This is a genomic window from Achromobacter sp. PD1 (assembly GCF_048541815.1).
Lineage (GTDB): Bacteria > Pseudomonadota > Gammaproteobacteria > Burkholderiales > Burkholderiaceae_B > Achromobacter > Achromobacter bronchisepticus_A.
Map to the genome: position 1 here is coordinate 3,529,252 of NZ_CP183349.1, position 24,575 is coordinate 3,553,826.

At 68.2% G+C, this 24,575-nt stretch carries 26 protein-coding genes; 13 read left to right on the forward strand and 13 right to left on the reverse strand.

The annotated features are described in order from the left end of the window. Together hpnD and hpnE are read left to right on the forward strand one after the other, a co-directional pair. Positions 1-864, forward strand: coding sequence for a presqualene diphosphate synthase HpnD (gene hpnD / locus ACM1PE_RS16690; protein WP_059379919.1), 864 nt, complete (start codon positions 1-3; stop codon positions 862-864). Beyond that, positions 861-2,183 carry a hydroxysqualene dehydroxylase HpnE gene (gene hpnE, locus ACM1PE_RS16695; RefSeq protein ID WP_251881713.1) on the forward strand — a complete coding sequence of 441 codons (1,323 nt, stop codon included), beginning with the start codon at positions 861-863 and terminating at the stop codon, positions 2,181-2,183. The genes hpnD and hpnE overlap by 4 nt, the downstream gene beginning before the upstream one ends. A gap of 16 nt (positions 2,184-2,199) precedes the next feature. On the opposite strand, the gene ACM1PE_RS16700 is transcribed toward hpnE, so the two are convergent. Next, on the reverse strand, positions 2,200-2,592 hold the full coding sequence (locus ACM1PE_RS16700; protein ID WP_419340534.1) for a fluoride efflux transporter CrcB: 393 nt from the start codon (positions 2,590-2,592) through the stop codon (positions 2,200-2,202). 6 nt (positions 2,593-2,598) lie between these two features. Further along, complete coding sequence (locus ACM1PE_RS16705) at positions 2,599-3,153, reverse strand: HdeD family acid-resistance protein (protein WP_054452451.1); 555 nt, start codon at positions 3,151-3,153, stop codon at positions 2,599-2,601. 188 nt (positions 3,154-3,341) lie between these two features. Here ACM1PE_RS16705 and ACM1PE_RS16710 point away from each other — a divergent pair, with 188 nt between their 5' ends. The 5 genes from ACM1PE_RS16710 to ACM1PE_RS16730 are packed head-to-tail and all read left to right on the forward strand — an operon-like array spanning position 3,342 to position 7,748. Then, a complete protein-coding gene (locus tag ACM1PE_RS16710; protein WP_059379922.1) occupies positions 3,342-3,968 on the forward strand; it encodes a PepSY-associated TM helix domain-containing protein in 627 nt (208 codons plus the stop codon). Positions 3,969-3,996: 28 nt separating this feature from the next. Then, positions 3,997-4,512: a DUF2271 domain-containing protein gene (locus tag ACM1PE_RS16715; RefSeq protein ID WP_059379923.1), complete on the forward strand. Its 516-nt coding sequence runs from the start codon at positions 3,997-3,999 to the stop codon at positions 4,510-4,512. Positions 4,513-4,532: 20 nt separating this feature from the next. Continuing rightward, positions 4,533-5,333 carry a DUF4198 domain-containing protein gene (locus ACM1PE_RS16720; RefSeq protein WP_419340535.1) on the forward strand — a complete coding sequence of 267 codons (801 nt, stop codon included), beginning with the start codon at positions 4,533-4,535 and terminating at the stop codon, positions 5,331-5,333. A 14-nt stretch (positions 5,334-5,347) separates the two neighbouring features. Further along, positions 5,348-6,373, forward strand: a complete 1,026-nt coding sequence (locus ACM1PE_RS16725; protein ID WP_419340536.1) for an FAD:protein FMN transferase — start codon at positions 5,348-5,350, stop codon at positions 6,371-6,373. Between the two features lie 4 nt (positions 6,374-6,377). Further along, positions 6,378-7,748 (forward strand): sulfite reductase subunit alpha, encoded by a 1,371-nt coding sequence (locus ACM1PE_RS16730; RefSeq protein ID WP_419340537.1) that lies wholly within the window; start codon positions 6,378-6,380, stop codon positions 7,746-7,748. A 15-nt stretch (positions 7,749-7,763) separates the two neighbouring features. Here ACM1PE_RS16730 and ACM1PE_RS16735 read toward each other — a convergent pair whose 3' ends face one another. Then, positions 7,764-8,723: a tripartite tricarboxylate transporter substrate binding protein BugE gene (locus ACM1PE_RS16735; protein ID WP_165867952.1), complete on the reverse strand. Its 960-nt coding sequence runs from the start codon at positions 8,721-8,723 to the stop codon at positions 7,764-7,766. Positions 8,724-8,755: 32 nt separating this feature from the next. Further along, a complete protein-coding gene (locus ACM1PE_RS16740) occupies positions 8,756-10,225 on the reverse strand; it encodes an N-acyl-D-amino-acid deacylase family protein (RefSeq protein WP_419340538.1) in 1,470 nt (489 codons plus the stop codon). 126 nt (positions 10,226-10,351) lie between these two features. Between ACM1PE_RS16740 and ACM1PE_RS16745 the strand changes: the two genes are divergently transcribed. Then, a complete protein-coding gene (locus ACM1PE_RS16745; RefSeq protein WP_059379928.1) occupies positions 10,352-11,317 on the forward strand; it encodes a LysR family transcriptional regulator in 966 nt (321 codons plus the stop codon). A 16-nt stretch (positions 11,318-11,333) separates the two neighbouring features. On the opposite strand, the gene ACM1PE_RS16750 is transcribed toward ACM1PE_RS16745, so the two are convergent. Genes ACM1PE_RS16750 through ACM1PE_RS16760 form a run of 3 tightly spaced genes read right to left on the reverse strand, consistent with a single transcriptional unit; the run spans position 11,334 to position 13,887 of the window. Further along, complete coding sequence (locus ACM1PE_RS16750; RefSeq protein WP_419340539.1) at positions 11,334-11,777, reverse strand: SRPBCC family protein; 444 nt, start codon at positions 11,775-11,777, stop codon at positions 11,334-11,336. Between the two features lie 56 nt (positions 11,778-11,833). Further along, positions 11,834-12,664 (reverse strand): phosphoenolpyruvate hydrolase family protein, encoded by an 831-nt coding sequence (locus tag ACM1PE_RS16755; protein ID WP_118934313.1) that lies wholly within the window; start codon positions 12,662-12,664, stop codon positions 11,834-11,836. Positions 12,665-12,675: 11 nt separating this feature from the next. After that, positions 12,676-13,887 carry a Tm-1-like ATP-binding domain-containing protein gene (locus tag ACM1PE_RS16760; protein WP_419340540.1) on the reverse strand — a complete coding sequence of 404 codons (1,212 nt, stop codon included), beginning with the start codon at positions 13,885-13,887 and terminating at the stop codon, positions 12,676-12,678. Between the two features lie 147 nt (positions 13,888-14,034). Here ACM1PE_RS16760 and ACM1PE_RS16765 point away from each other — a divergent pair, with 147 nt between their 5' ends. Continuing rightward, positions 14,035-14,706, forward strand: a complete 672-nt coding sequence (locus ACM1PE_RS16765; RefSeq protein ID WP_419343844.1) for a TetR/AcrR family transcriptional regulator — start codon at positions 14,035-14,037, stop codon at positions 14,704-14,706. Positions 14,707-14,714: 8 nt separating this feature from the next. On the opposite strand, the gene ACM1PE_RS16770 is transcribed toward ACM1PE_RS16765, so the two are convergent. The 6 genes from ACM1PE_RS16770 to ACM1PE_RS16795 form a co-directional block, all read right to left on the reverse strand. Next, positions 14,715-15,365: a GntR family transcriptional regulator gene (locus ACM1PE_RS16770; RefSeq protein WP_059379932.1), complete on the reverse strand. Its 651-nt coding sequence runs from the start codon at positions 15,363-15,365 to the stop codon at positions 14,715-14,717. 73 nt (positions 15,366-15,438) lie between these two features. Beyond that, complete coding sequence (locus tag ACM1PE_RS16775) at positions 15,439-16,485, reverse strand: hydroxyacid dehydrogenase (protein WP_419340541.1); 1,047 nt, start codon at positions 16,483-16,485, stop codon at positions 15,439-15,441. Further along, positions 16,482-17,159, reverse strand: a complete 678-nt coding sequence (locus ACM1PE_RS16780; RefSeq protein WP_059379933.1) for an RraA family protein — start codon at positions 17,157-17,159, stop codon at positions 16,482-16,484. The genes ACM1PE_RS16775 and ACM1PE_RS16780 overlap by 4 nt, the downstream gene beginning before the upstream one ends. A 34-nt stretch (positions 17,160-17,193) precedes the next feature. Continuing rightward, positions 17,194-18,159 (reverse strand): Bug family tripartite tricarboxylate transporter substrate binding protein, encoded by a 966-nt coding sequence (locus ACM1PE_RS16785; protein WP_419340542.1) that lies wholly within the window; start codon positions 18,157-18,159, stop codon positions 17,194-17,196. Positions 18,160-18,225: 66 nt separating this feature from the next. Further along, a complete protein-coding gene (locus ACM1PE_RS16790; RefSeq protein ID WP_419340543.1) occupies positions 18,226-19,101 on the reverse strand; it encodes a DUF1932 domain-containing protein in 876 nt (291 codons plus the stop codon). 283 nt (positions 19,102-19,384) lie between these two features. After that, positions 19,385-20,203, reverse strand: coding sequence for an IclR family transcriptional regulator domain-containing protein (locus ACM1PE_RS16795; protein ID WP_118934303.1), 819 nt, complete (start codon positions 20,201-20,203; stop codon positions 19,385-19,387). Between the two features lie 140 nt (positions 20,204-20,343). Here ACM1PE_RS16795 and ACM1PE_RS16800 point away from each other — a divergent pair, with 140 nt between their 5' ends. From ACM1PE_RS16800 to ACM1PE_RS16815, 4 genes are all read left to right on the forward strand, one after another. Then, a complete protein-coding gene (locus tag ACM1PE_RS16800) occupies positions 20,344-21,921 on the forward strand; it encodes an alkaline phosphatase family protein (RefSeq protein WP_419340544.1) in 1,578 nt (525 codons plus the stop codon). A gap of 49 nt (positions 21,922-21,970) precedes the next feature. Next, the gene (locus tag ACM1PE_RS16805) at positions 21,971-22,939 is read left to right on the forward strand and encodes a Bug family tripartite tricarboxylate transporter substrate binding protein (protein WP_419340545.1); all 969 of its coding nucleotides are present in this window, start codon (positions 21,971-21,973) and stop codon (positions 22,937-22,939) included. A gap of 71 nt (positions 22,940-23,010) precedes the next feature. After that, the gene (locus ACM1PE_RS16810; RefSeq protein ID WP_059379938.1) at positions 23,011-23,505 is read left to right on the forward strand and encodes a hypothetical protein; all 495 of its coding nucleotides are present in this window, start codon (positions 23,011-23,013) and stop codon (positions 23,503-23,505) included. Positions 23,506-23,541: 36 nt separating this feature from the next. Then, positions 23,542-24,561 carry a hypothetical protein gene (locus tag ACM1PE_RS16815; protein ID WP_059379939.1) on the forward strand — a complete coding sequence of 340 codons (1,020 nt, stop codon included), beginning with the start codon at positions 23,542-23,544 and terminating at the stop codon, positions 24,559-24,561. Positions 24,562-24,575: the final 14 nt, after the last annotated feature.

Genomic DNA, 24,575 nt, shown 5'->3' on the forward strand with positions numbered 1-24,575 from the left:
ATGACCCCTGACGAATATTGCCAGGAGAAAGCCGCCAAGAGCGGTTCCAGCTTCTACTACTCGTTCCTCTTCCTGCCGCCCGAGCGGCGGCGCGCCATCACGGCCCTGTACGCGTTCTGCCGCGAAGTGGACGACGTGGTGGACGAGTGCACCGACCCGTCGCTGGCCCGCGTCAAGCTGGCCTGGTGGCGCACGCAGGTCGACCAGATGTACAACGGCAATCCGGACCACCCGGTGACGCGCGCCCTGCAGCCGCACCTGCAAAGCTGTTCGATCACGCGCGAACGCCTGCTGGCCGTCATCGACGGCATGGAAATGGACCTGGACCAGACCCGCTACCTGGACTGGCCGGGCCTGCGCAAGTACTGCTGGCACGCCGCCGGCGTGGTGGGCGAACTGTCGGCCGGCGTCTTCGGCTATTCCGACCCCAAGACCCTGGTCTACGCGGAGAAGCTGGGCCTGGCGTTCCAGATGACCAACATCATCCGCGACGTGGGCGACGACGCCCGCCGCGGCCGCATCTACCTGCCCGTCAACGACATGCAGCAATTCGAGGTCAAGGCCTCGGACATCCTGAACGGCGAATACTCCGACCGCTTCAGCGCGCTGATGAAGTTCCAGGCCGAGCGCGCGCGCGGGCTGTACCGCGAGGCCATGAGCAACCTGCCCGAGGCCGACCGCCGCGCGCAGCGCCCGGGCCTGATGATGGCGGCCATCTACCACGCGCTGCTCGACGAGATCGAACGCGACAACTGGCAGGTGCTGCACCAGCGCATCTCGCTCACCCCTTTGCGCAAGCTGTGGCTCGCCTGGAAGACCTGGGTGGGCGGCGGACGCGGACTGGTCCGCCGGTTGGCGCGGTGAAGGCCGCGGTCATCGGCGCCGGCTGGGCTGGCCTGGCAGCCAGCGTCGCCCTGCGCGAAGCCGGCGCCAAAGTCACCGTCTTCGAAGCCGGCCATACGCCCGGCGGCCGCGCCCGGCGCGTCTTCCACACCGATTTCGACGCGCCGCTGGACAACGGCCAGCACCTGCTGTCGGGCGCCTACAAGCACACGCTGGCGCTGATGCGCCGCGTCGGCCGCAACCCCGACGCCTTGCTGATGCGCCGGCCGCTGCAGTTGGCCAGCCTGGACGGCCGCTTCCGCCTGGCCGCGCCGCGGCTGCCGGCGCCGTTGCATATGGCGGCGGCGATCCTGCGCGCGCGCGGCCTGGCCTGGAAGGACCGCCTGGCGACCCTGCGCCTGATGCGCGGCCTGAAAGCCATGGCCTGGACGCCGCCGCGCGAATGGACCGTCCTGCATCTGCTGCACTACCACGCGCAATCGGACGCGCTGATCCGTCAGGTCTGGGAACCGCTCTGCCTGGCCGCGCTGAACACGCCGACCGCCACGGCCAGCGCCGCGCTGTTTGCGCGCGTGCTGCGCGACAGCCTGACCGGCAGTCGCGAAAACAGCGACATGCTGCTGCCCTGCACCGACCTGTCCGCGCTCTGGCCCGACGCCGCCGCGCGCCAGGTGACCATGCGCTACGGCAGCACCGTGCGCCAGCTCCGCCCGTCGGCTGAAGGCATCGACATCAACCAGGAACGGTTCGATGCAGCCGTGCTGGCGGTGCCTCCCACCTTTGCCGCGCGGCTGCTCGACGCGCCGTTGCGGGAAGCCGGCGCCACCGGGCTGCTGGATGCGCTCAAGGCGTTCGAATACATGCCCATCGCCACGCTGAACCTGCGGCTGCAGGATCCCTGGCGCCTGCCCGAACCCATGATGATGCTGCGCGAGGAATCCGCCCGCGACCACTACGGCCAATGGCTGTTCGACCGCGCGCAACTGGCCGGCGACACCAAGGCCGGCGAACTGGCGGTCGTGACCAGCGCGGCCACCGGCCTCGCGGAACGCAACCGCCGGCAACTCATCGAGGCGCTGATCGACCAGGTGGCCGAACAGGCGGCGCGCCATCCCGCCCGCCTGCCGGCCATGCCGGAGGTGGCGGCCGCCGAACTGTTCATCGAAAAACGCGCGACCTTCGCGGCAGTGCCGGGCCTGACACGGCCGCTGAATACCACTCCCTGGCCCACCCTGGCGCTGGCCGGCGACTGGACCGACACGGGCTATCCGGGCGTGCTGGAAGGCGCGGTGCGCAGTGGCCTGCAGGCCGCCCGCGTGCTGAATCCGGCGGCGGCCTGAGCGCCGCCCGCAGGCTTTAGCGCAACAGGCTGGCGGTGGCCAGGCCGGTCGCCGTCAGCAGCAGCGACCCGATCAGGCTGAACCCCGCATAGCCCAGCGCGCTGGCGTAGGCGCCGCGCTCCAGCATGGCCACCGTCTCGGCCGAAAAGGTCGAAAACGTGGTCAAGCCCCCCATGAAACCCGTGATTGCGCCCAGCCGCACCCAGGCCGGCCATTCCGGATGCCCGGCCACCAGCGCCAACGCCAGCCCAACCAGATAGCCGCCGGCCAGGTTCACCACGAAGGTGCCCCAGGGCCAGGACTCCACGTTGAGCCACATGCTGACCAGCCAGCGGGTCCAGGCGCCGAACATGGCGCCCAGGCCCACGGCCAGGAAATTCAGGGGAATCAGGGTTTGGTATGCGGACATCGGATTTCAGGACGCCTTGTGCTGTTTGAGGCGGAAGGAAAAGACCAGCAGCAGTATGCCGAAAAACACGGCGTAGGCGCCGATGACCCAGACCAGCGCCAGCGCGCCCGCGCCGGGCTGCATGATCAGCATGCCGCCGAACAGGATGGACACCAGGCCCGAGAGGCCCAGCAGCCACTCATTGCGGATGTCCTTGCGGAAACGGATCGCCGCCACGACCTGGAATATGCCGGACACCAGCGCCCAGATCGCAATGATATAGAGCAGGACCAGCGCGGTCAGGCCGGGATAGAGGAAGGTGACGATGCCGGCCGCGATCCCCAGCAGGCCCACGATGATGAGCGCCCACAGGGGTTTGCCGTTGTCGCGGATGCGCACGCCGGCGACCAGGGCCAGCACGCCGTCCACCAGCGCGAAAGCGCCCCACACCAGCACCAGCGCGGACAAGGTGATGGCGGGCATGAGCAAGGCCATGAGCCCGAACAGGATGGCGACCACGCCGCGCAACGCCACCCAACCCCAATGACGACCGATCTGATCCACGACTTGCTGTTCAAGCATGACGACCTCCGGTGTTTGTAACGGGTGGCCTATCTTATCGCCGCTGGCAGGCAGGCGCCACGACGCCCCCGCCCCGCGGCGACGCGCGGCCCGAAATCGATTGAAATTTCCTCGGGCGGGCAGACGCAACATTTATAAGAGTCATTCTCATTAAATGTTAGAATCCGCGGGCTTTCACCCTATACCCCATGGACAGTCAACCCACTCCCCGCCGCCGTGCCTATTGGCTCAAGACACTGCACCAATGGCATTGGATCAGCTCGGCGCTGTGCCTGCTGGGCATGCTGTTGTTCGCGGTGACGGGCCTGACCCTGAACAACGCCTCGCACATCGAGGCCCGGGCGGTCGTGACCAGCCGCGAGGCCCGCATGCCGGACGCCGTGCTGCAGCAATTGTCCCCTCCTCCCGCGCAAAAAAAGGCGCCGTTGCCCGCGCCCGTGGCGCAATGGCTGGACCAGACGCTGGACGCCTCCGCCGCCGGCAAACCCGCCGAATGGTCGGCCGACGAGGTCTACCTGTCGCTGCCGCGCGCCGGCGGCGACGCCTGGCTGTCCATCGACCTGGCCAGCGGCGACGTGGAATACGAACGCACCGACCGCGGCTGGATCTCGTACCTGAACGACCTGCACAAGGGCCGCAACACCGGCCTGGCCTGGAGCTGGTTCCTGGACATCTTCGCCGTCGCCTGTCTGGTCTTTTCGCTGACCGGCCTGGTGCTGCTCAAGATGCACGCCGGCAACCGCAGCGCGACCTGGCCCATGGTCGGCCTGGGCGTGGTGATCCCGGTGGTGCTGGCCCTGCTTTTCATACATTGATTCCAACGATCCGCCCCTGGAGATTTCCATGCGCAAGCTGTTGCTGTCGGCCCTGCTGGCCGGCCTGATCGCCCGAACGGCCCAAGCGGCCGACATCGGCCTGTCCATCGAGATCCCGCGCCTGGACGTGGCGGAATACCACCGTCCCTACGTCGCGATCTGGATCGAAAACCCGGATCAGAGCGTCGCGACAGACCTGGCCGTCTGGTACGACGTGGCCAAGAAGAACAACGAAGGCACGGAATGGCTCAAGGACATGCGCCAATGGTGGCGCCGCAGCGGCCGCAATCAGCAGTTCCCGGTGGACGGCGTCAGCGGCGCGACCAAGCCCGTGGGCAAGCACGCGCTGAGCTTTGACGCGGCCAGCAAGCCGCTGTCGGGCCTGAAGCCTGGCCAGTACGCCGTGGTGGTCGAAGCCGCGCGAGAAGTCGGCGGCCGCGAGCTGCTGCGCATTCCCTTCCAATGGCCGCCGCAAAAGGCCGGGCAATTGACCGCGCGCGGCGAACACGAACTGGGCGCCATCGCGCTCGACCTGAAACCTTGAGACCTCCTAGGAGCGCAACGATGAAATCCGCCGCCAAACTGGCCGCCGCCCTGGCGCTGTGCCTGCCCTTCGCCTCCCAGGCGCATGACGTCTGGATGGTGCCGTCCTCGACGGTGCTGTCCGGCGTCGACAGCTGGGTCACCGTCGACGCCGCCGTCGGCAACGACAAGTTCTATTTCAACCACGCCCCGCTGCGCCTGGACGGCCTGGCCGTGACGGCTCCGGACGGCAGCGCCGCCGAAGCCGAAAACGTCAATAAGGGCAAGCTGCGCAGCACCTTCGACCTGCAACTGAAGCAGGCCGGCACGTACCGCGTGGCCGTGGTCAACGACGGCGTGTTCGCGCGCTGGAAGGAAGACGGCAAGAACAAGCGCTACTTCGGCAAGCCCGAAGGCCTGGCGCAGGCCGTGCCGGCCAAGGCCGATGAGCTGGAAGTCTCGCAAAGCCTGGGCCGCATCGAAACCTTCGTGACCGCCGGCAAGCCCTCGGCCGTCAAGCCGGTCGGCCGCGGCCTGGAACTGGCGCCCGTGACCCACCCGAACGACCTGTTCACCGACGAGTCCGCCACCTTCCAGATGCTGCTGGACGGCAAGCCCGCCGCCGACCTGGAAGTCAACGTGGTGCCGGGCGGCAGCCGCTATCGCGACAAGGTCGGCGAAATCCAGCTGAAGACGGACAAGGACGGCAAGTTCTCCGTGAAGTGGCCGCAGCCCGGCCTGTACTGGATCGAGGCTGGCATGGAAGACGCCAAGGTCAGCGTGCCGCAAGCCAAGAAGCGCCGCCTGTCCTACGCAGGCACGGTCGAAGTGCTGCAGCCCTAAGCCGCCGCAGGCGCATGGCCAACTCTCCTTCCTACGCCCAGCGCGGCGCGCCGGCTGCTGCCGTGCGCGTCGCCTATGGCGCCATGCCCGCAATGCAGGCAGCGCCCGCGGCGCTGGCCGGCGCCACCATGGGCACCACCTGGTCGGCGCGCATGGCGCTGCCGGCCGGGCGCACGGAAGCCGCGGCGCGCCACGCCATCCAGGCGGCGCTGGACGAAGTGGTCGCCCAGATGAGCACCTGGGAAGCGGATTCCGACATCACGCGCTACAACCAGGCCGCCGCTGGCTGGCAGGAATTGCCGGCGGGATTCTTCCATGTGCTGAGCCACGCGCTGGCGCTGGCCGGGGACACTGGCGGCGCTTATGACCCCACGGTGGGACCGCTGGTGAACGCCTGGGGGTTCGGTCCGCACCAGCGCGCCTTCGAGCCGCCCGCGCCTGCCGCCATCGAGGCCGCGCGCGCCCGCTGCGGCTGGCGCCGCGTGCAACTGGACACCGAACGCCGCGCCGCGCTGCAGCCGGGCGGCGCCTATCTGGATCTTTCCTCCATCGCCAAGGGTTACGGCGTGGACCGCGCCGCGATGGCGCTCGATGCGCTGGGCATCACCCAATACCTGGTCGAAGTCGGCGGCGAATTGCGCGCGCGCGGCAAACGGCCCGACGGCCAGCCCTGGCGCGTGGCGATCGAAGTGCCGGACGCCAGCGACGACCATGCGCTGGCGCTGCCGCTGTCCGACCGCAGCATCGCCACCTCGGGCGATTACCGCCGCCACGCGGGCAGCGGCGACGAGCGCTACGCCCACACCATCGATCCGCGCACGGGTATGCCGGTGCGCAACAATCTGGCCTCGGTCACCGTGCTGCATCCCGGATGCATGCAGGCCGACGCGCTCGCCACCGCCCTGACCGTGCTGGGCGCAGACGAGGGCCTGGCCTATGCGCGCCGCCACGATCTGGCGGCCTTGTTCATCCTGCGCGAGCGCGACGCCTGGCGCGTCGTTGCCACGCCCGCATTCCAGGCGCTGGCCGCCATAGCCTGACGACATGCCAGCAACCCGGTTGATCGCGGCAGCATGCGTGGTGGGAGCCTGGTTGCTCCTGTGCCTCTGGGCCCGCCGCCGCGCCAAGCGCCATGAGGCGCAACAGGCGCTGGCACTGCAAGCCCTGCAAGCGCCCGTCCCCGAAGACACCTTGCTGGTCGCCTACGCCACGCAGACCGGCTACGCCGAATCGCTGGCGGCGCAGACCGCCGAATCCCTGCGCGCGGGCGGCCTCGCCGTGCGCGTGGCGGCGCTGGAACAACTGGACGCCAAGCGTCTGGCGGCGTATCGCCGCATGCTGTTCGTGGTCAGCACCTACGGCGAAGGCGATCCGCCCGACGCCGCCGCGGCCTTCGCCGAACAGATGCAGCTGGCGGTCCCGGCGCTGGCCGGCGCGCACTACGCGGTGCTGGCGCTGGGCGACAGCGAGTACGCGCAGTTCTGCGGCTTCGGCCGTCGCCTGGACGACTGGCTGCACGCCCAGGGCGCGACGCCGTTGTTCGATCTGGTTGAAGTCGACAACGGCGACCCCGCCGCCCTGCGCCATTGGCAGCACCACCTGGGCCTGCTGGCAGGACGCAGCGACCTGCCCGATTGGCAGGCGCCCGTCTACGAATCGTGGCGCCTGGCCGCGCGCGAACAGCTCAATCCGCACAGCCAGGGCGGCCCCTGCTATCTGCTGACGCTGACCCCGCCAGCCGATGGCGTGCGCGGCTGGCAGGCCGGCGACATCGCCGAGATCGGCCCGCGGCGCGAAGCCGGCGGCCCCTTGCTCGCGCACCGCGAATACTCGATCGCATCGCTGCCGGAAGACGGTTCGATCCAATTGCTGGTGCGCCAGATGCGCGGCGCCGATGGCGCGCTGGGCCTGGGCAGCGGCTGGCTCACCCATGTCGCGCAGCCCGGCGACGTGATCGACCTGCGCGTGCGCGTCAACCGCAATTTCCACGCGCCTGCCGACGACCGCCCGCTGCTGCTGGTGGGCAATGGCACCGGCCTGGCCGGCCTGCGCGCGCTGATCAAGGCGCGCCGCGCCGCGGGCCAGCGCCGCAACTGGCTGGTGTTCGGCGAACGCAACGCGGCGCACGACTGGTTCTGCCGGGAAGAGATCGACGCCTGGCGCAATGACGGCACGCTGGAACGCGTGGACGCGGTGTTCTCGCGTGACCAGGCCGAGCGCCGCTACGTGCAGCACCATCTGCGCGAACAAGCTGAAGCCGTGCGCGCCTGGGCCGACGCGGGCGCCGCCATCTACGTCTGCGGCAGCCTGCAAGGCATGGCCGGCGGCGTGGACGCCGCCCTGCAGGACATACTGGGCGCCACGCGCCTGCAGGCCATGCAGCGCGACGGCCGCTACCGCCGCGACGTGTATTGAACGCGTCCGCTGCGTTTACTGCAGCTTGATGTCGGCCTTCTCGATCACGGTCTTCCAGCGGTCGCGTTCGGCGCGGATCTGCTGGCCGAACTCGGCCGGGGTATTGCCCAGCGGAAATGCGCCCGTCTCTTCCATCTTGGCCGCTGTCGCCGGATCGCGCACGGCGCGGGCGAAGGCGTCGGCCAGCTTGTCGCGCACGTCGTCAGGCATGCCGGCAGGTCCCACCACGCCGTACCAGGCCGTCACGTCGTAGTCCTTGTAGCCCTGCTCCGCGAACGTCGGCACGTCCGGCAGACGCGGGTTGCGCTGGGCGCCGGTGATGGCCAGGGCGCGCAGGTGATTGCTCTTCAGGTAGGGCAGCGACGACGGGAAGTTATCGAAGATCACCGGCACCACCCCGCCCACCGTATCGGTCAGCGCGGGCGCCGAACCGCGATAGGAAATGCTGTTCATCTTGCCGCCGATGATCTGCAGGAACCAGATCATGCCCAGGTCGTTCACGCCGCCGGCGCCGGCGTTGGCATAGCCGTCCTTGTTGGGATTGGCGCGCACGTGCTCGACGAACTCGCCCAGCGTCTTGGCCGGGAACTGCGGATTCACGCTGAGGATGTTGGGGCTGGTGACCAGGTTGCTGACGGGCGTGAAATCCTTGACCGGATCGTAGGTCAGCTTCGGGAACAGGTGCGGCGCGGTGCCGTGCGTGCTGACGGTGGCCAGGCCCACGGTGTAGCCGTCCGGCTTGGCGCGCGCCGTGGCGGTCATGCCTATGGTGCCGGACGCGCCCGTGCGGTTCTCCACGACGATCTGCTGGCCCAGGATCTCGCCCGCCTTGGCGGCCGCGAGCCGGCCCACGATGTCGGTCGGGCCGCCCGCCGGGAACGGCACGATCAGCGTGATGGGATGGTCGGGAAAAGCCGCGTGGGCGGCGGGCAGCATGGCGGCCAGCGCCAGGGCTACGCAAGTCTTGCGCATCATGGGTATGTCTCCTGTAGGGATGGTTGGAATTCTTATGCGGCCGCGCCGGCGGCGGCTTGCGCCATTGCTTCACGGCGCAGGATCTTGCCAGGCCGCGCCATGCCGGCTTCAGCCGGGAAGACCTGCTGGCCGTTGACCAGCACGTGCTCCACGCCCGCGGAGGCCAGCGTCGGCGCCTCCCAGGTGGCGCGGTCCTCGACCGTGTCGGCGTCGAACACGACGATGTCGGCCCAGGCGCCCTCGCTCAACTGGCCGCGCCCGGCCAGGCCGAACACGCGGGCCGGCAGGGAAGTCATCTTGGCGACGGCGGTCTCCAGCGTCATCAGCTCGGCCTCGCGCACGTAGCGGCCCAGCACGCGCGTGAAGCTGCCCCACAGCCGGGGATGCGGATGGGCGTCGTTGGGCAGGCCGTCCGAACCCACCATGCAGCACTCGTGCTGGAAGATGCGCTGTACCTCGGCCTCGTCCATGGCGAAGTAGATCGCGCCCGCCGGACACAGGCGCTGCGCCGCGGTGGTCTTGTCGCAGCCCCAGCGCGCCGCAATGTCGCTGAGGAATTGGCCGCCGCATTCGGGATGCGGTGTGGACCAGGTGATACGTATGTCCTCGATGGTTTCGGCGCGCTCCGGAATCAGGATGGTGGAGCTGCCGGGGTACGGGTAGATGTCCAGCGCCACCTCTACGCCCTCGCCGCGCGCGCGGTCGATGTTCGCCAGCGTGGCGCGGCTCTTGCCCCAGTTCTGCGGCATCATGCATTTGTGGTGCGACAGCACGGTGGCGCAACCCGTGTTGCGCCCCACCGAGAGCACCTCGTCGACGGCTGCCTCGACCTCGTCGCCCTCGTTGCGGATATGGCTGGTGTGCATGGCGCCACGCGCCGCCGCCACCCGCGCGAGCCCCTCCAGTTCGCCGGGACGCGCCGCGCCGCCAGGCTGGTAGGCCAGGCCGGTGCTGAAGCCCACCGCGCCCGCGGCCAGGGCTTCGTCCAGCATGCGCTGCATGCTTTCCTGCTCATCGGCCGTAGGCTGCGCCGCCGGGTCGCGCATGGCGGCCAGGCGCAGGTTGGCGTGCCCCACCAGGGCCGCCACGTTGATCATGGGCTGCTGCGCGCGCAGCTCGCCGAAATAGGCCTGCATGTCGGCGAACAAGGGCGTTTCCCCCAGCAGGGCCAGCGCCGCGGCGGTATTGCCCGGCAAGGGCGCCGGTGCGCCGCTCACGCCGCAATTGCCCACCACCACCGACGTGATGCCTTGCGTGGTCTTCCATTCCAGGCCAGGCCGCTCCACGAACATCAGGTCGTCATGGCCGTGCACATCGATGAAGCCGGGAGCCACGATCTTGCCGCGCGCATCCACCCGGCGCGCGGCCGCCTTGCCCGACAGGTCGCCGATGGCGGCGATGCGCTCGCCCGCCACGCCCACGTCGGCGCGCCGCCTAGGGCCGCCCAGGCCGTCGATGACCCATCCGCCTTCAATGATCAGATCCAGAGGTTCCTGCCGCATGGTGCTCCTGCCTTGAGGGTCTTGTCGGCGGATACGCCAGGCCAGCGGACGCCGAAAGGGTCTAGTATCGTCCGCCCGATCAATCTGGGAAAATTGTTTTTATTGATCCATCTATCGTGATTTGAAATGAATCGTCTACCCAAGCACGTCACCCTGAAGCACCTGACCGCCTTCGTCGCCGTGGCCCAGGAATCCAGCTTCACGCACGCCGCCAAGCGCCTGTTCCAGACGCAGTCGTCGGTGACCAGCCTGGTGCGGCAGCTGGAGGACGCGCTCGCCACGCAGCTCTTCGCGCGCACCAGCCGGCGCGTGCTGCTGACGGCGGCGGGCGAGGAATTCCTGCCGCGCGTCATGCGGCTGCTGGCGGATTTCGATGGCGTGATAGACGACGTGCAACGCTATGGCGCACTGGAGCGCGGGCGCGTGGGAGTGGCGGCGGCACCGTCTGCCATCACGCAGATCATCGCGCCCGCCGCCGCGGCCTTTTCCGCCCGCTACCCGGCCGTGCGCCTGTATCTCAGCGACGACAACTCCGGCCGCATCCAGCGCAAGGTCGCCGCGCGCGAAGTGGACTTCGGCCTGACCAGCCGCTGGGCCGACGCGCCCGGCCTGCAGTTCGACGCCCTGCTGGAAGACCGTTTCGGCGTGTTGTACCGGGAAGACGACGCCAGCCTGCGCCCCGCGCGCGACGGCACGATGCGCTGGTCGGACCTGGCCGGCCGCAAACTGGTGGGGGTGGTGGACGAGACCGGCATCATGGCGCTGCTGCGCGCCCGCGCCGACTTGCCGATAGAAGCCGGCGCGCCGTTCTACGAAGCGTCCAGCACCACCTCGCAGGCGGCGCTGGTCCAGGCCGGCCTGGGCGTGGCGCTATTGCCGGCGCTGGCCGCGCAGCGGGTGATGGAGCCGGGCCTGGCCTACGCGCTGCTGGCCCGCCCCACGGTCATACGCACGGTCTGCATCATCCGGCACAAGGAATACCCCTTGAGCCCCGCCGCGCAGGCGCTGATCCGCGCGATCCACGACTACCTGCGCACCGCGCCGCTGCCGGCCGGCTGCAAGCGCATGCCGGCCAAGGGTTTGAAAGCCTGAAGGATACCCGGCGCGGTCAGGCCCCGCGCAGCTTCTCATCCAGCGCCGCAAGCCCCGCCGCGAACACATTGCGGCCCACGGCGTTGGCCACGTCGCTCAACTCCGCGCCCTCGACGCGGAAATCCGCCCACCACTCCACCAGCGTGTGGCCGCCTTCGGTGACGGCATGCAGCGCCACGCCGGCGACATAGTCGCGCATGGGCAGATCGGTTTCGATGATGGAATAGCGCAGCGCCGTGCCCGGATCGTCCAGCATCAGCAGTTGCTCGCGCACGAAGCCGGAAGGCTTGAGCGACAGATGCCGCACGCTGCCTACGGCGTCGTGGCGGCCGCCCTCTTCCAGGCGGCTTTCGGCGATGCCGGGATGCCAGGCGGCCAGGCCGTTGAAATCTCGGAAACTGGCCCAGACCTGCTGTAGCGGCGCGTGGATGATGGCGCTGACGTGTACGGTATGCGGCATGCGGACTCCTGCGGGCGCGCGGCCCAGGGATTGGGAAAATGTCGGAAACGACGGAATCAGAACGTCAGGCTCTTGAACTCGCGGGTCGCCGCGGTCAGCGCCTGTTCGGTGGGCAGCCGCTCCATCGAGCTTGCGCCATAGAAGCCATGGCAATGCTTGCACGCGCGCAGCACGTAGGCCGCGTCCTCGGGCGTGGCGATGGGGCCGCCGTGGCACAGCACGATGATATCCGGCCGCACCGCCAGCGCGGCCGCGGCGATGCGGTCGATAGCCGCCACGCAGCCGTCCAGCGTCTGCGCGGTCTCGGCGCCGATCGAACCGCCGGTCGTCAGGCCCATATGGGCCACGATGATGTCGGCGCCGGCCTTCGTCATGGCCACGGCGTCGTCCTCGTTGAACACGTAGGGCGTGGTCAGCATGCCCTTCTTGTGCGCCAGGCGGATCATGTCCACTTCCAGCGCGTAGCCCATGCCGGTCTCTTCCAGGTTGGCGCGGAAGGTGCCGTCGATGAGGCCCACGGTGGGGAAGTTCTGCACGCCGGCAAAGCCCTGGCGCTTGAGGTCGTCCAGGAACACGTCGAAATCGCAGAACGGGTCGGTGCCGTTGACGCCGGCCAGCACCGGCGTCTTCTTCACCACCGGCAGGACTTCGCGTCCCATGTCCACCACGATCTCGTTGGCGTTGCCATACGCCAGCAGCCCCGCCAGCGATCCACGGCCCGCCATGCGATAACGGCCCGAGTTGTAGATCACGATCAGATCGATGCCGCCCGCTTCCTCGCACTTGGCCGACAGGCCGGTGCCCGCGCCACCGCCGACGATAGGCGTGCGCGCGCGCACCATGGCGCGATACTTGTCCAGGAGTTCGTTGCGGTCAAAGCGCGGCATGGCGGCGGTCCTCAGTGTGTAGCGATTTCAAGAAATTGGTCGACCGCGGTCTGGGCGAAGAGCGGGTCGTTGATGTGGCAAGGCACGCGCACCAGGCGGCGGTCGGCGGTCTGCACCAGGTTTTTCTCCAGCGCCGCGAACAGCGCCGCGTCGGCCTGCGGATCCCAGAACGCCTGCCCCGGCGCGTCCAGCGCGGAGACGCCGCCCTCCGGAATCAGGAAGCGCACCGGACCCTGGCAGTGATTCAGCCTGGCGGCGATCCACTCGCCCTGGCGGGTGTTTTCTTCCACGGTGGTGCGCATCAGCGTCACCTGCGGATTGTGCGGATAGAACTTGCGGCCGCGGTAGCGTTCCGGAACAGTGTCCATGGCGCCGAAGTTCACCATGTCCAGCGCGCCGCAGGAGCCCACGTAGGGCAGGCCGGTGCGGGCCACGGCGCCGAAACGGTCCTCGGTGCAGGCCAGCACGCCGCCGAACAGGAAGTCGCAGACTTCGGTGGTGGTCAGGTCCAGCACGCCGCCCAGCAGATGGCTGTCCAGCAGCTTCTCCATCGATTGCCCGCCCGTGCCGGTGGCATGGAACACCAGGCAGTCGTAGCGGGACTCCAGCAGCGGCGTCACCTGCTGCACGCAGGCGGTAGTGACGCCGAACATGGTGATGCCCACGGCGGGCCGGCCGTCATCGGCCGCGGCGCTCGCCGCCTGCTTGAAGGCGCCGCCGATTGCGCCGGCGGCATTGGCCAGCACCCGGCGCGAAATGCGGTTCAGGCCCGCGACGTCGGTCACGGAATACATCATGGCGATGTCCGAGGGCCCGACATAGGGCGCGACATTGCCCGAGGCCATCGTCGACACCATCAGCTTGGGCGTGCCGATCGGCAGCGCGCGCATCGCGGGCGTGATCAAGGCGGTGCCGCCGGAGCCGCCCAGTCCCAGCAGCGCGCCGATCCCGGCGTTGCCGGCCGCATAGCGTTCGAACGCCAGCGCCATGGCCGCGATGGCCGTGCCGCGGTCGCCGGTGAAGACCGCGCCGGCGCCGTCCGGATGGCTGGCGGCCACTACGCTGGCCTGCACCTGCGCCGCGCTGGCGGCGCCGGAAGTGGACACGTCCACCGACACCGGATCCAGTCCGTCCCGGCGCAGCAGGTCCATCACGTATTCAGCCTCTTGGCCCTTGGTGTCGTAGGTGGCGGCCACGTAGACCCGCCGGTTCGAATGCGTCATGACTCCTCCGCGGGCGGCTACACTCGGTGCGCGCCTCGATATGTGAGGCCGCGAGGCCTGTAGAATCTAGAAATGAGACGAAAGAATCATACTGAGACACCTGTCTCACGTCAAACTCCCGCCCCCTCCACGGCCGGCACGGCGCGCCTGATCGCGCCCGCCAGCCCGCAAGCAGCCGCCAGCGGCGAACCGCCGCACGGGCCGCGCGCGCGCATGCGCAAGATCCTGCTGGATGCGGCGCAGCGGCTGATGGCCCAGGGCATCACGCCGTCGGTGGCCGAACTGGCCGAACACGCGCAGGTATCGCGCGCCACCGCCTACCGCTACTTCCCCAGCCAGAGCGCGCTGATCGCCGCCGTGGTGGACGAGAGCCTCGGGCCCATCCTGGCCTGGAACTCCACCGCGGCCGACGCCGCCGAACGCGTCGACGAACTGCTGCGCTTCGCCTACCCCCGGCTGGCCGCGCACGAAGCGCCGCTGCGCGCCGCCATCATGGTGTCGCTGCAGCAGCACGCCGAAGCCAGCGCCGGACGCGCCGCGACCGAGCCCCGGCTGGTGCGCGGCCATCGCGTCGACATCCTCAGGCGCGCCATCGCGCCGCTGGCACCCGAGCTGACGCCGGCCCAGCTGGACCGCGTGGCCCAGGCCCTGTCGCTGGTCTATGGAACGGAGGTGTTCCTGGTGTTGAAGGACATCTGGAAACTGGAGCTGCCCGAACTCACGGACGTGGCGCGCTGGACCGCCCAGGCCATCATCGCGCAGGCGCGGGCCGAGGCCCGATCCGAGAAAAAACAACCGGGAAAGCGCGTTCGGGAGTAAGCCCTGGGCTACTGGCCCGGCTTGCGGTGGCTGCGGAACAGCAGATGCGTGGCAGCCAGGTGGAAGCGCATGGCGATCTGCGCGCATTCCGCATCGCGCGCGCGCAGCGCCGCGATGATCTGGCGATGATGCTCCACGCTGCGCAGCATGTCGTCCTTGGTGTAGAAGTAGAACGAGCCGATGATGATGGGCATGTCCAGCAGGTTTTCCACCATGGAACGCACCCGCGCGGACTGCGCCGCGTCGAGCAGCGCGTGGTGGAACTGGTTGTTGTAGTGCTGCACCTGCGCCACGCTGTCGGGCGCGTCGGCGTTGATGGCATCGAGCATGCACTGATTGATGCGCTCGAGTTCGAGTATCTGCTCCGGGCTGGCCCGTTCGGCGGCCGCCTTGGCGGAATACGGTTCAAGCAGCATGCGCAGCTCGAAGGCTTCATCGATGTCCCGGTCTTGCCAGCCCAATACCACCGCTCCGCGCCGGCCTTCGTGCTTGACCAGGCCGTCCGTCACCAGGCGCTCGATCGCGCTGCGCACCGGCGTCCGGCTGACGGAAAGCTCGGCCGCGATGTGCTCTTCGCGCAGCCGTTCGCCGGGCATGAAAGAGCCTGCCATCAAGCGGCGGCGCAGCTCTGCATAGACGTAATCGCGGGCGCTCGACATGATGGCGCATGACTCCTGATCCGGGTTCCCGAACTATACCGGAAGGCTGTCCCGGCATTCGCGCCTGGCCGCGTCAACGCTGGCGTTGCGCGAGGCGCTCCAGGAACCTGGGCCAGACCTCTGGATTCAGCAGCCGGGCGGGACGGCGACCGGCCAGCATGTCGATGATCTGGCTGGCGGACCCTTGCGCGACCTTGCGCCGGCCCTCGTGCGTGACGCCTCCGGTGTGATAGGTTGCCACCACGTCGGAACGCAGCAGCAGACCATGCCCGGGCGAAGGAGGTTCCTGGCTCCAGACATCCAGTCCCGCTCCCGCCAGCCGTCCGTCCTGCAAGGCGGCAAGCAGCGCCTGCTCGTCATGGATGCCGCCGCGCGCGGTCGAGATGAACAGCGCGCCGGCACGCATCCTGGCGTACGCTTCGGTCCCGATCATGCCCCGCGTGTCGTCATTCAGCGGACAATGCAGGCTCACCACGTCGGCCTGTTCGAGCAACTGCGCGAGGCTCACGGGTTCGGCGCCGCGCGCCCGGATTTCCTCGGGAGGCAGCAGCGGGTCGCAGGCAATCGCCCGCATGCCGAAGCCAGCGGCAATGCGCGCGACTCTGCGGCCGATTTCACCGATGCCCACGATGCCCAGCACGCGTCCGTCGATCTCGCGCCCCATCAGGGCCTCGCGCGTAGCGGCGGATCCCGCTTGCAGCGCGGCCTGGGATTCGCGCAGGCGCTTGACCAGCGACAGCAGCAAGGCGAACGTCATTTCCGCCACCGACGCGGCATTGGCGCCTGCCTGGTTCACCACCGCAACCCCGGCCCGCGTGCAGGCGGCGACGTCCACGGTGTCATAGCCCGCGCCGCCCGAGGACACGCAAAGCAATTCCGGACACTGCGCCAGCAGGCTTTCCGTTACCTGCCAGCGCGCGGGGACTTCGTCCTTGGCCGCGCTGACATGATACGCATCCGCGCCGGCCAGCCCCGCCGCCGTGATCACGTCGCCCTTCGCAGGCAACACTTCGATGCTCAGGGCCGGCTCGCGCCCGAGGCAGGCGTCGAACGCAGGATCGATCCAGAGGTCCAGCCGGACGACGCGCATCTTGTCCGCCAGCCGCGCCGTCAGGCTCACGGCCGCGCCTCCGCGCAGCCCAGTTGCTTGAGCCGGGCATCGACCCAGGACGTGTCCAGCGAACCGGCCGCGATATCCGCCAGCATCTTCGTTTCCAGTTCGTGCTTGGACTGAGCGGCCAGGTAAACCGCTTCTGTCTGCTCGAACGGAATCGACAGCAGGCCGTCCTCGTCGCCCAGGATCAGATCTCCCGGCGCAATCGTCATGCCATTCAAGGCAATGACGCAGTTGATCTCGCCAGGCCCGTCCTTGTAGGGCCCGCGGTGGGTCACGCCGGCCGCGTAGACGGGAAACGCGCCGCGGCGGATCGTGCCGCTATCGCGGATGGCGCCGTTGATCACGATGCCTGCGATGCCGCGCGTCTGCGCGTAGCTGGTCATGATTTCGCCGATGATGGCGTTGGTCAGGTCGCCGCCCGCGTCCACCACGATCACGTCGCCGGGCTGCGCCAGATCAAGCGCCTTGTGCACCAGCAGGTTGTCGCCAGGACGGGTGCGCACGGTCAGGGCCGGACCGGCCAGCGGGCTGCCGTCGTGCATGGGTTGCAAGGGCGCGCCGCCGGCCGTCATCCGCGACATGCAGTCGCTGATATTGGCGACCGGCACGCCTTTGAACTTGTCCACGGTTTGCTTGCTCACCGCGCGCTTGCGGGCATGGATCTCGAAACCGATCATTTTTGCTCCTGTCGGGAATTGCAATGCGTTGCCATTACTGCTTGGGAATGCCGGCGTCCTGCACCACCTTGCCGAAGATCTCGTGGTCCGCCCGATGCTGGCGGGCCAGATCCTCGGGCGTGCCCTTGAGCACGCTATAGCCGGCGTCCTCCAGTTTCTTCACCAGCTCGGGCTGGGACTGGACTTGCTGCAGAGCCTTGTTCAGCGCGGCAACCACGTCGTCCGGCGTCTTCGCGGGAGCCATCAGGCCCCACCAGATCGATTGGTCTATCGTCTTGAATCCGCTTTCCGCGAACGTGGGCACGTCGGGCAAGGCCGGCGCGCGCTCCTTGGCAACCACGGCCAGCGCGCGGACCTTGCCGCCGCGGATCTGCGGCAGCAGCGAAGCCACCGAGCCCACGTACATGTCGATGCGGCCGCTGGCCAGGTCCGGGAACGCCTGGCCCCAGCCGCGGTACGGCACGTGCATCAATTCGATGTTCGCCGCCTTGCGCCAGAGATAGCCCGTCAGGTCGCCAGTGCCGCCGATGCCGGGAATCCCCAGCGACACCACGCCAGGGCGGGCCTGTGCCGCCTTGACCACATCGCCGACCGTCTTGAACGGCGATTCGGGCAGTACCACGAAAACGCTCGGCGACGTGGCCACCGGGCCGACCGGCTTGAAATCCTTGAACGTGTCGTAGCTGAGCTTGTTGTAGAGCCAGGGATTCAGCACGATGTTGTCGGTCTGGGCCATCACCAGCGTATGTCCATCCGGACGCGCGCGGGCGGTGGCGTCCAGCGCCAGGTTGCCGCCGGCGCCCGGCTTGTTCTCCACCACCATGTTCCAGCCCTGTTCCTGGCCGATCGCGCTGCCGATCATGCGCGTCAGCGTATCGGTGCCGCCTCCGGGCGGGAACGGGGAAATGAGCGTGATGGGCGCCGTGCCCATATCGGCCGCGTTCGCGGCGGCGCAGCCCAGCACGAGCGTGGCGGCCAGGAGTTTCTTCAGGACCTTCATTGTCTTCCTCACACAGTTGGTTTTTGTTGGATATGCCGTCCGCGGCATCGCGTTGCGGTACGACGTTCAGCGTTCGCGCGCCAGCGTCGTGAGCCAGGCCAGGCGGGCCTCGACGGAGTCCGGCAGCGTGAAATCGCCATCCGCCCGCGCATCCTGGATAGCTCTGCTGGTCCGGCCAAAAAGCCGTTCGACGCCGTCGAGAACCAGCGGCTCCAGACCCGCCTCCAGCAGTTGCTCGCGGGCCTCCTGGACTTCCGCCTGGCGGCGCTGCGCATGCAGCACGTGGGATCGGACGAACGAATCCATGAAGGCCGTAAGCGGCGTCTGGTCGATATCCGCCAGCACCTCGTACAGCGAGGCTCTCAATCCCATGGACTCGGCTGCCACCAGGCATTCCACGGCCAGGCTTTCCATGCCCTTGGTCATGATGCTGCGCAGCAGCTTCAGGCGCACGGCATCGCCCGCCGCTCCTTGTATGGCGCGCGCCGGCGCCCCGCCGCTCTCGGCCAGCCGCAGCACGGTGTCCGTGCCGGTCCCGGCGCAGAGCAAGGGCGTGCGTTCCGCCAGCAGGGCAATGGCGCCCATGATCGCGACGTCGGTGAAGTCGATGTTCTGTGCGGCGGCGGCGGCCGAAGCGGCTTGCATGTCCGGCGCGCTGGCTGTCGTGAAGTCGGCGTAGACCGCGTCCTGGCGCATGTGCGGGAAGCTCTGCCGCGCCATCTCCAGCGCCGCATGGCCATACACCGCCGACACCACGATGTCCGCCTCGCCCAGCCATGCCCCCGGCTCGGCATGCAATCCGGCGCCATGACGCCGGGCGCGGCCCGCCATTTCCTGGTCCTGCCGCAGCTCGCAGATCCCGACCAGCGCATGCCCGGCGGCGCTCCAAGCCTGCGCATAGCAGGAACCAACCTCACCGCAGCCCATCAGAGCAATTTTCATCTCTATAAATACAATAAAAAAACAATGAAGCTTTATAGAATGAAAATATTGCCGATATTATTCGTATAAACCCTAGTATTTGTCTATTTTTGAGTACATCAAAAAAACAATCTATGAATCAAGCGGTGAGAACCAGACAGACGCGAAAGGGCCGCGCCACGCAGGATGGGCGCCGGATTGGCACGTGTGCCTACGATGGTTTACGGTTGCTTGGAGAGGCGTGACGGGGCGCGATCCGCGCGACTGCCCTGGAGGCAAGGCGCGGCAGCGCCTACCCGGCGCTTCAGGCGCGCCGGTTCATGCCGGCGGAGATGGCGCGCGCCGTGCGGCACAGCGGCTCCAGGCACTGCTCCACCATCTGCTCGGTCGAGCGCACGCCCTGGATCCACACGATGTTGACGCAGCCGTAGAGCCGCCCCGGCCCGGCCATGATGGGCAGGGCGATGGCCTCGAGCCTGTCGTTCTGGTCCTTGCGGGTCTTGTCGTAGTCGCCGCCAAAGCGCTGTTCGCGCAGGCCATAGCCCTGGCGGCGCGTCTGTTCCAGCATTTTCTCCACGGCGGCGCAATCGTGGGCCAGCGCGTCGCCCTCGCGCCGGCTGCGGCGCAGCGCGGCCAGGATCGAATCGCGCTCTTTCTCGGCGCAGAACGCCAGATAGGCGCGCCCCACCGCGGAGCGCAGCATGTTGATCTGGAAGCCGATGTTGTCGCGGCGGATGGTGAAGTACGACTGGCTGCGGTTGGTTTCGCGCACGATCATGGCATTGCCGCGGCGCACCGTCAGGTCCGACGGCCACAGCACCTGCGCCTGCAGGCGGTCCAGTTCCGGCGCCGCGCACTGGCCCAGCAGATCCAGCACGCGCGCGCGCCGGCTGGGCTCGTTGAGCGAGCTGGCGGGGCAGAAATAGTCGTCCGCGATCCGGCGCCAGATCAGGCCGCGCAATTGCAGCGTCGCCAGAATGCGCAGCAGCGTGGCCTTGGCGTAGCCGGTGCGCAGGTGGAGTTCCTGCAGGCTGGCGCCCTGCGTGGCGCGCACCTCGTCCAGCACGATCAGGCCGCGCTCCAGCGCGTCTATGGTCTTCACCTTCGGCGTCCAACGGCTCATTGCGCCCTCTCTTTCCGCATCGCCATAAATTTCACTGAGTGAAACTCTAGCAAAACCTGCTTGAGCCGCCCAGTCCCGGCGAAATATCGTGGCGTCTAACGCAAGCCGTGGTGGCTGGCGGAACGGGAAGAGAGGCGGGAATGAGCGGACAGGCTGTACGCAATGTGCTCTGGATCATGTGCGACCAACTGCGCTGGGACTACCTGTCCTGCTATGGACACCCGCGCCTGCACACCCCCAATATCGACCGCCTGGCCGCCGAAGGCCTGCGTTTCGACAATGCCTTCGTGCAGGGCCCGGTATGCGGGCCGTCGCGCATGTCCTATTACACCGGCCGCTATGTCACCAGCCACGGCGCGGTGTGGAACTTCGTCCCCATGCCTGTCAGCGAAATGACGCTGGGCGACTACCTGCGCCCCTTGGGCGTGCGCGTGGCGGTGGCGGGCAAGACCCACGTGGAGGCCGACAGGTCCGGCATGCGGCGCCTGGGCATAGACCCGGCAAGCGCGAGCGGCCTGCTGGCCGCGCAAGGCGGATTCGAACCCTACGACCGCGACGACGGCATCTGGCCGCCGGGCTTCAGCGACGAATCGCACCACTACACGCAATACCTGCGCAAGCAAGGCTACGACGGCGGCAATCCCTGGCACGACCACGCCAATTCGGCGCTAGGCGCCAACGGCGAGATCCTCTCCGGCTGGAACATGCGCTATGCCGGCCTGCCGGCGCGCGTCGCGGAAGCCGATTCCGAAACGCCCTACATGACACGGCGCGCGATCGAATTCATGGAGCAAAGCGGCGAGCAGCCCTGGGTGCTGCATCTGTCCTACATCAAGCCGCACTGGCCCTATGTCGCGCCGGCGCCCTATCACGCGATGTACTCGGTCGACGACGTGCCCGCCGCGAAGAGATCCGCTCGCGAACTGGACAACGCGCATCCCGTATTGCAGGGCTTTCGCCAGGCCGAGGTCAGCAGGAACTTCTCCTGCGACCAGGTGCGAGAGACCGTGATACCCACCTACATGGGTCTCATCAAGCAGGTCGACGACCAGTTGGGCGTGCTGTTCGACTACCTGCGGCGCAGCGGCCGCGACCAGGACACCATGGTCATCTTCTGCAGCGACCATGGCGACTACCTGGGCGATCACTACCTGGGCGAGAAAGAGCTGTTCCACGATTGCGTGGCCAAGGTGCCGCTGATCGTGCGCCTGCCCGGCGACGGCGCACGCCGCGGCGCGGTGGAATCGCGGCTGGTGGAAGCCATCGATCTGGTGCCCACCATCCTGGACGCCCTGGGCGCCGAGATCCCCGACCACATTCTCGAAGGCCGCTCCCTGCTGCCGCTGCTGCGCGGCGAGCAGCCCGCCGACTGGCGCCGCGCCGTGTTCTCGGAGAACAACTACGCGTTCCGCGACTTCGTTCGCGAACCGCTGGGCCGTCCCGCCGACGGCTGCCACACCATCATGGTGCGCGACCACGATTGGAAGTACGTCCATTTCGAAGGCCTGCGTCCGCAGCTGTTCGATTTGCGCGCCGACCCGGACGAGTACGACGACCTGGGCGCGGATCCCGCGCACGCGTCCGTGCGGGAACGCTACCAGGCCATGCTGTTCGACTGGCTGCGCAACCGCAGGATCCACCCCACCGTCAGCCACGCCGCCATGACGGGATGGACACGCAAGGAGGACTCGGTCGGCATCCATATCGGCAGGTGGTAGCGCAGCGCGCCCGGACCAGGGCGCCTGAAAAATAAACTCAGGAGACAGCATGAAACCGCAATTACTTGCGCTGACAGCCTGTATGGCCGCCAGCACGGCGTCGCACGTCCAGGCGCAGGAGAAGTGGCCCGCGCGCGCCATCCGCATCGTGGTCGCCTTCCCCGCGGGATCGCCGGGCGACACCGCCGCGCGCATCGTGGCCGACGCCGTGGGGCAGTCGCTCAAGCAGCCCGTCATCATCGAGAACCGCCCCGGCGCGGGCGGCAACATCGGCGCCGAAGCGGTGGCCCGTGCTCCCGCCGACGGCTACACCTTCCTCGAAGCGCCCGACACCGTCGTCACCATCAATCCCGCCATCTACCGCAAGCTGAATTTCAAGGCCGACGACCTGACGCCGGTGGTCGCGCTGGCGAACTTCAACCAGATGCTGGTGTGCTCGGCCGCTTCGGGCCTGCGCACGCTGGCGCAACTGGACGCGCAGGCCAAGAAAACGCCCGGCGCCCTCAGCTATGCCTCCGGCGGCCAGGGCGTGCCTGGCCATCTGGCAATGGAGCTCTATTTGTCGGGCGCCGGCCTGGACATCCTGCACGTCCCTTACAAGGGGCCGTCGCCCGCCACGCAGGACGTGCTGGCCGGCCAGGTGCCCTGCGGCTATCTGGCCTCGCCGGTGGTAGCGCCCTACGTCGCGGCCGGCAAGCTCCATGGGCTGGCAGTGTCGGGCAGCGCACGCTCGGTCCAGGCGCCGGACGTGCCGACCATGCAGCAGGCCGGCGTGGCCGGCTACGACGCCACCTTCCGCGAAATGCTGTTCGCGCCCAAAGGCACGCCGGCCGCCATCGTGCAACGCATGAATACCGAGGTGGCGCGCGCCCTTGCGCTTCCGGAAGTGAAGCAGAAGCTGCAGGGCAACGACCTCGATCCGCAGCCCGAATCGCCCGACGCCACGGCGCAGCGCTTGCGCGAGGACGCCGCCAAATGGACCGGCGTCATCCGCAAGATCAATCTCAAGGTGGACTGACACGCCCACCCCGCTCCCCACGTCCGCGCCACCCCGCCGCGCGGCCAGCAGTACCCGACACAGGAGGCTCCATGAACACCGCAACACCGACCACCGTCTTCGGCTCGCTGAAGGACTACCGCAAGGGCTCCATCGAGATCACGCAAGGCTCGCCGCGCCACTACGTCTTTTCCAACATCTTCGAGGTGGCCGCGAACTCGGCGCCCTACGAAAAGGTCGTCGTCGGCAAGAACCTGGAATACGTCATCGAAACGCTGCGCGCCGAAGGCGTGTCGCCCTGGTACGCCTGCAGCCACGACGAGTTCGCGATCCTGATGGACGGCCAGGTCGAGGTCGAGTTCCTGGCGCTGGACCAGCCCCCCGCAGCCGCGGACGGCACGGTGCTGGCGGGCGCAGCGCCTGCCGGCAAGGCCATGGGCCGCGTGCTGCTGGGCCGCGGACACCAATGCCTCTTGCCCGCCGGCTGCGCCTACCGCTTTACCGCGCCGTATCCGGGCGTGCTGCTGGTCCAGACCCGCGCCGGCGAATTGTCCGTCGAGAAGTGGGCGGACATCTGCCTGCAGTAAGCCGCTACCCCCTCATCCCCTTTCAGGAGTACCGATATGGCCATGCTGGACACCCCCGCTCCCGCCGCTTCCTTTGCCGCCGGCAAAGTCGCGGCCAGCTCCGCCGACGCCGCCACCGGCTACAAGCGTTTCGATCTCGGCGCGTTCACCTTCACCCGCGACGAGTACTTCGTCAAGGTGCACTGGCCTTCCAAGGGCCAGACACGCACCCACGCGATCGCGGCCGATGCGTTCCTGCGCGCATTGATGCGCGACGTGGCCTGGGGCTTCTTCTACGGCTGGGTCAACTTCGACCACGTGTTCGGCACGCGCAACCACTACGGCAAGGTGGACGTCTACGCCGGCTCGTTCAACGGCGTCATGAAGGCCGCGGGCGTGGACTACACGGAGACTTTCGAAACGCCGCTCATCATGGCCACCTTCAAGGCCATGCTGCACGACTGGACCAACGAAGGCTTCGACCCCTTCGCCGCGCCCGAGGAAACCGGCTCCGCCTTCGGCCGCAAGCACGGCGACAACATCGCCGCCATCGAGCGGTCGCGCATCGCTACCCGCCGCATGCCAGGCCTGCCGGAAGACTCGCCGCTGCGCGACGACCTGCCCGTCAACCGGGCCTTCGCCGACGTAACCCAGGATGAGCCGCAGATCCAGGCCGAACCCGGCTACGAAGGCGCGCTGCATGCGTTCAGCCTGTTCAAGTACCTGTCGCGCTCCGACGTCACCTGGAATCCCTCCGTCACTTCCGTCTGCGGCGCCAGCCTGTTCTGCCCCACCACCGAGGAATTCATCCTGCCGGTGTTCCATGGCAACGACCGCGTCGAATGGTTTCTGCAATTGTCCGACGAGATCGTCTGGGACATCGGCGACAAGGACACCGGCGCGCCGCGCGCCCGCATCACCATGCGCGCCGGCGACATCTGCGCCATGCCCGCCGATATCCGCCATCAGGGCTATTCGACCAAGCGCTCGATGCTGCTGGTCTGGGAGAACGCCACCCCCGACCTGCCCCAGCGCTACGAAAGCGGCGAACTCGCGCCCTACCCCGTCGAGTTCTGACCCTCCCTTCCCAC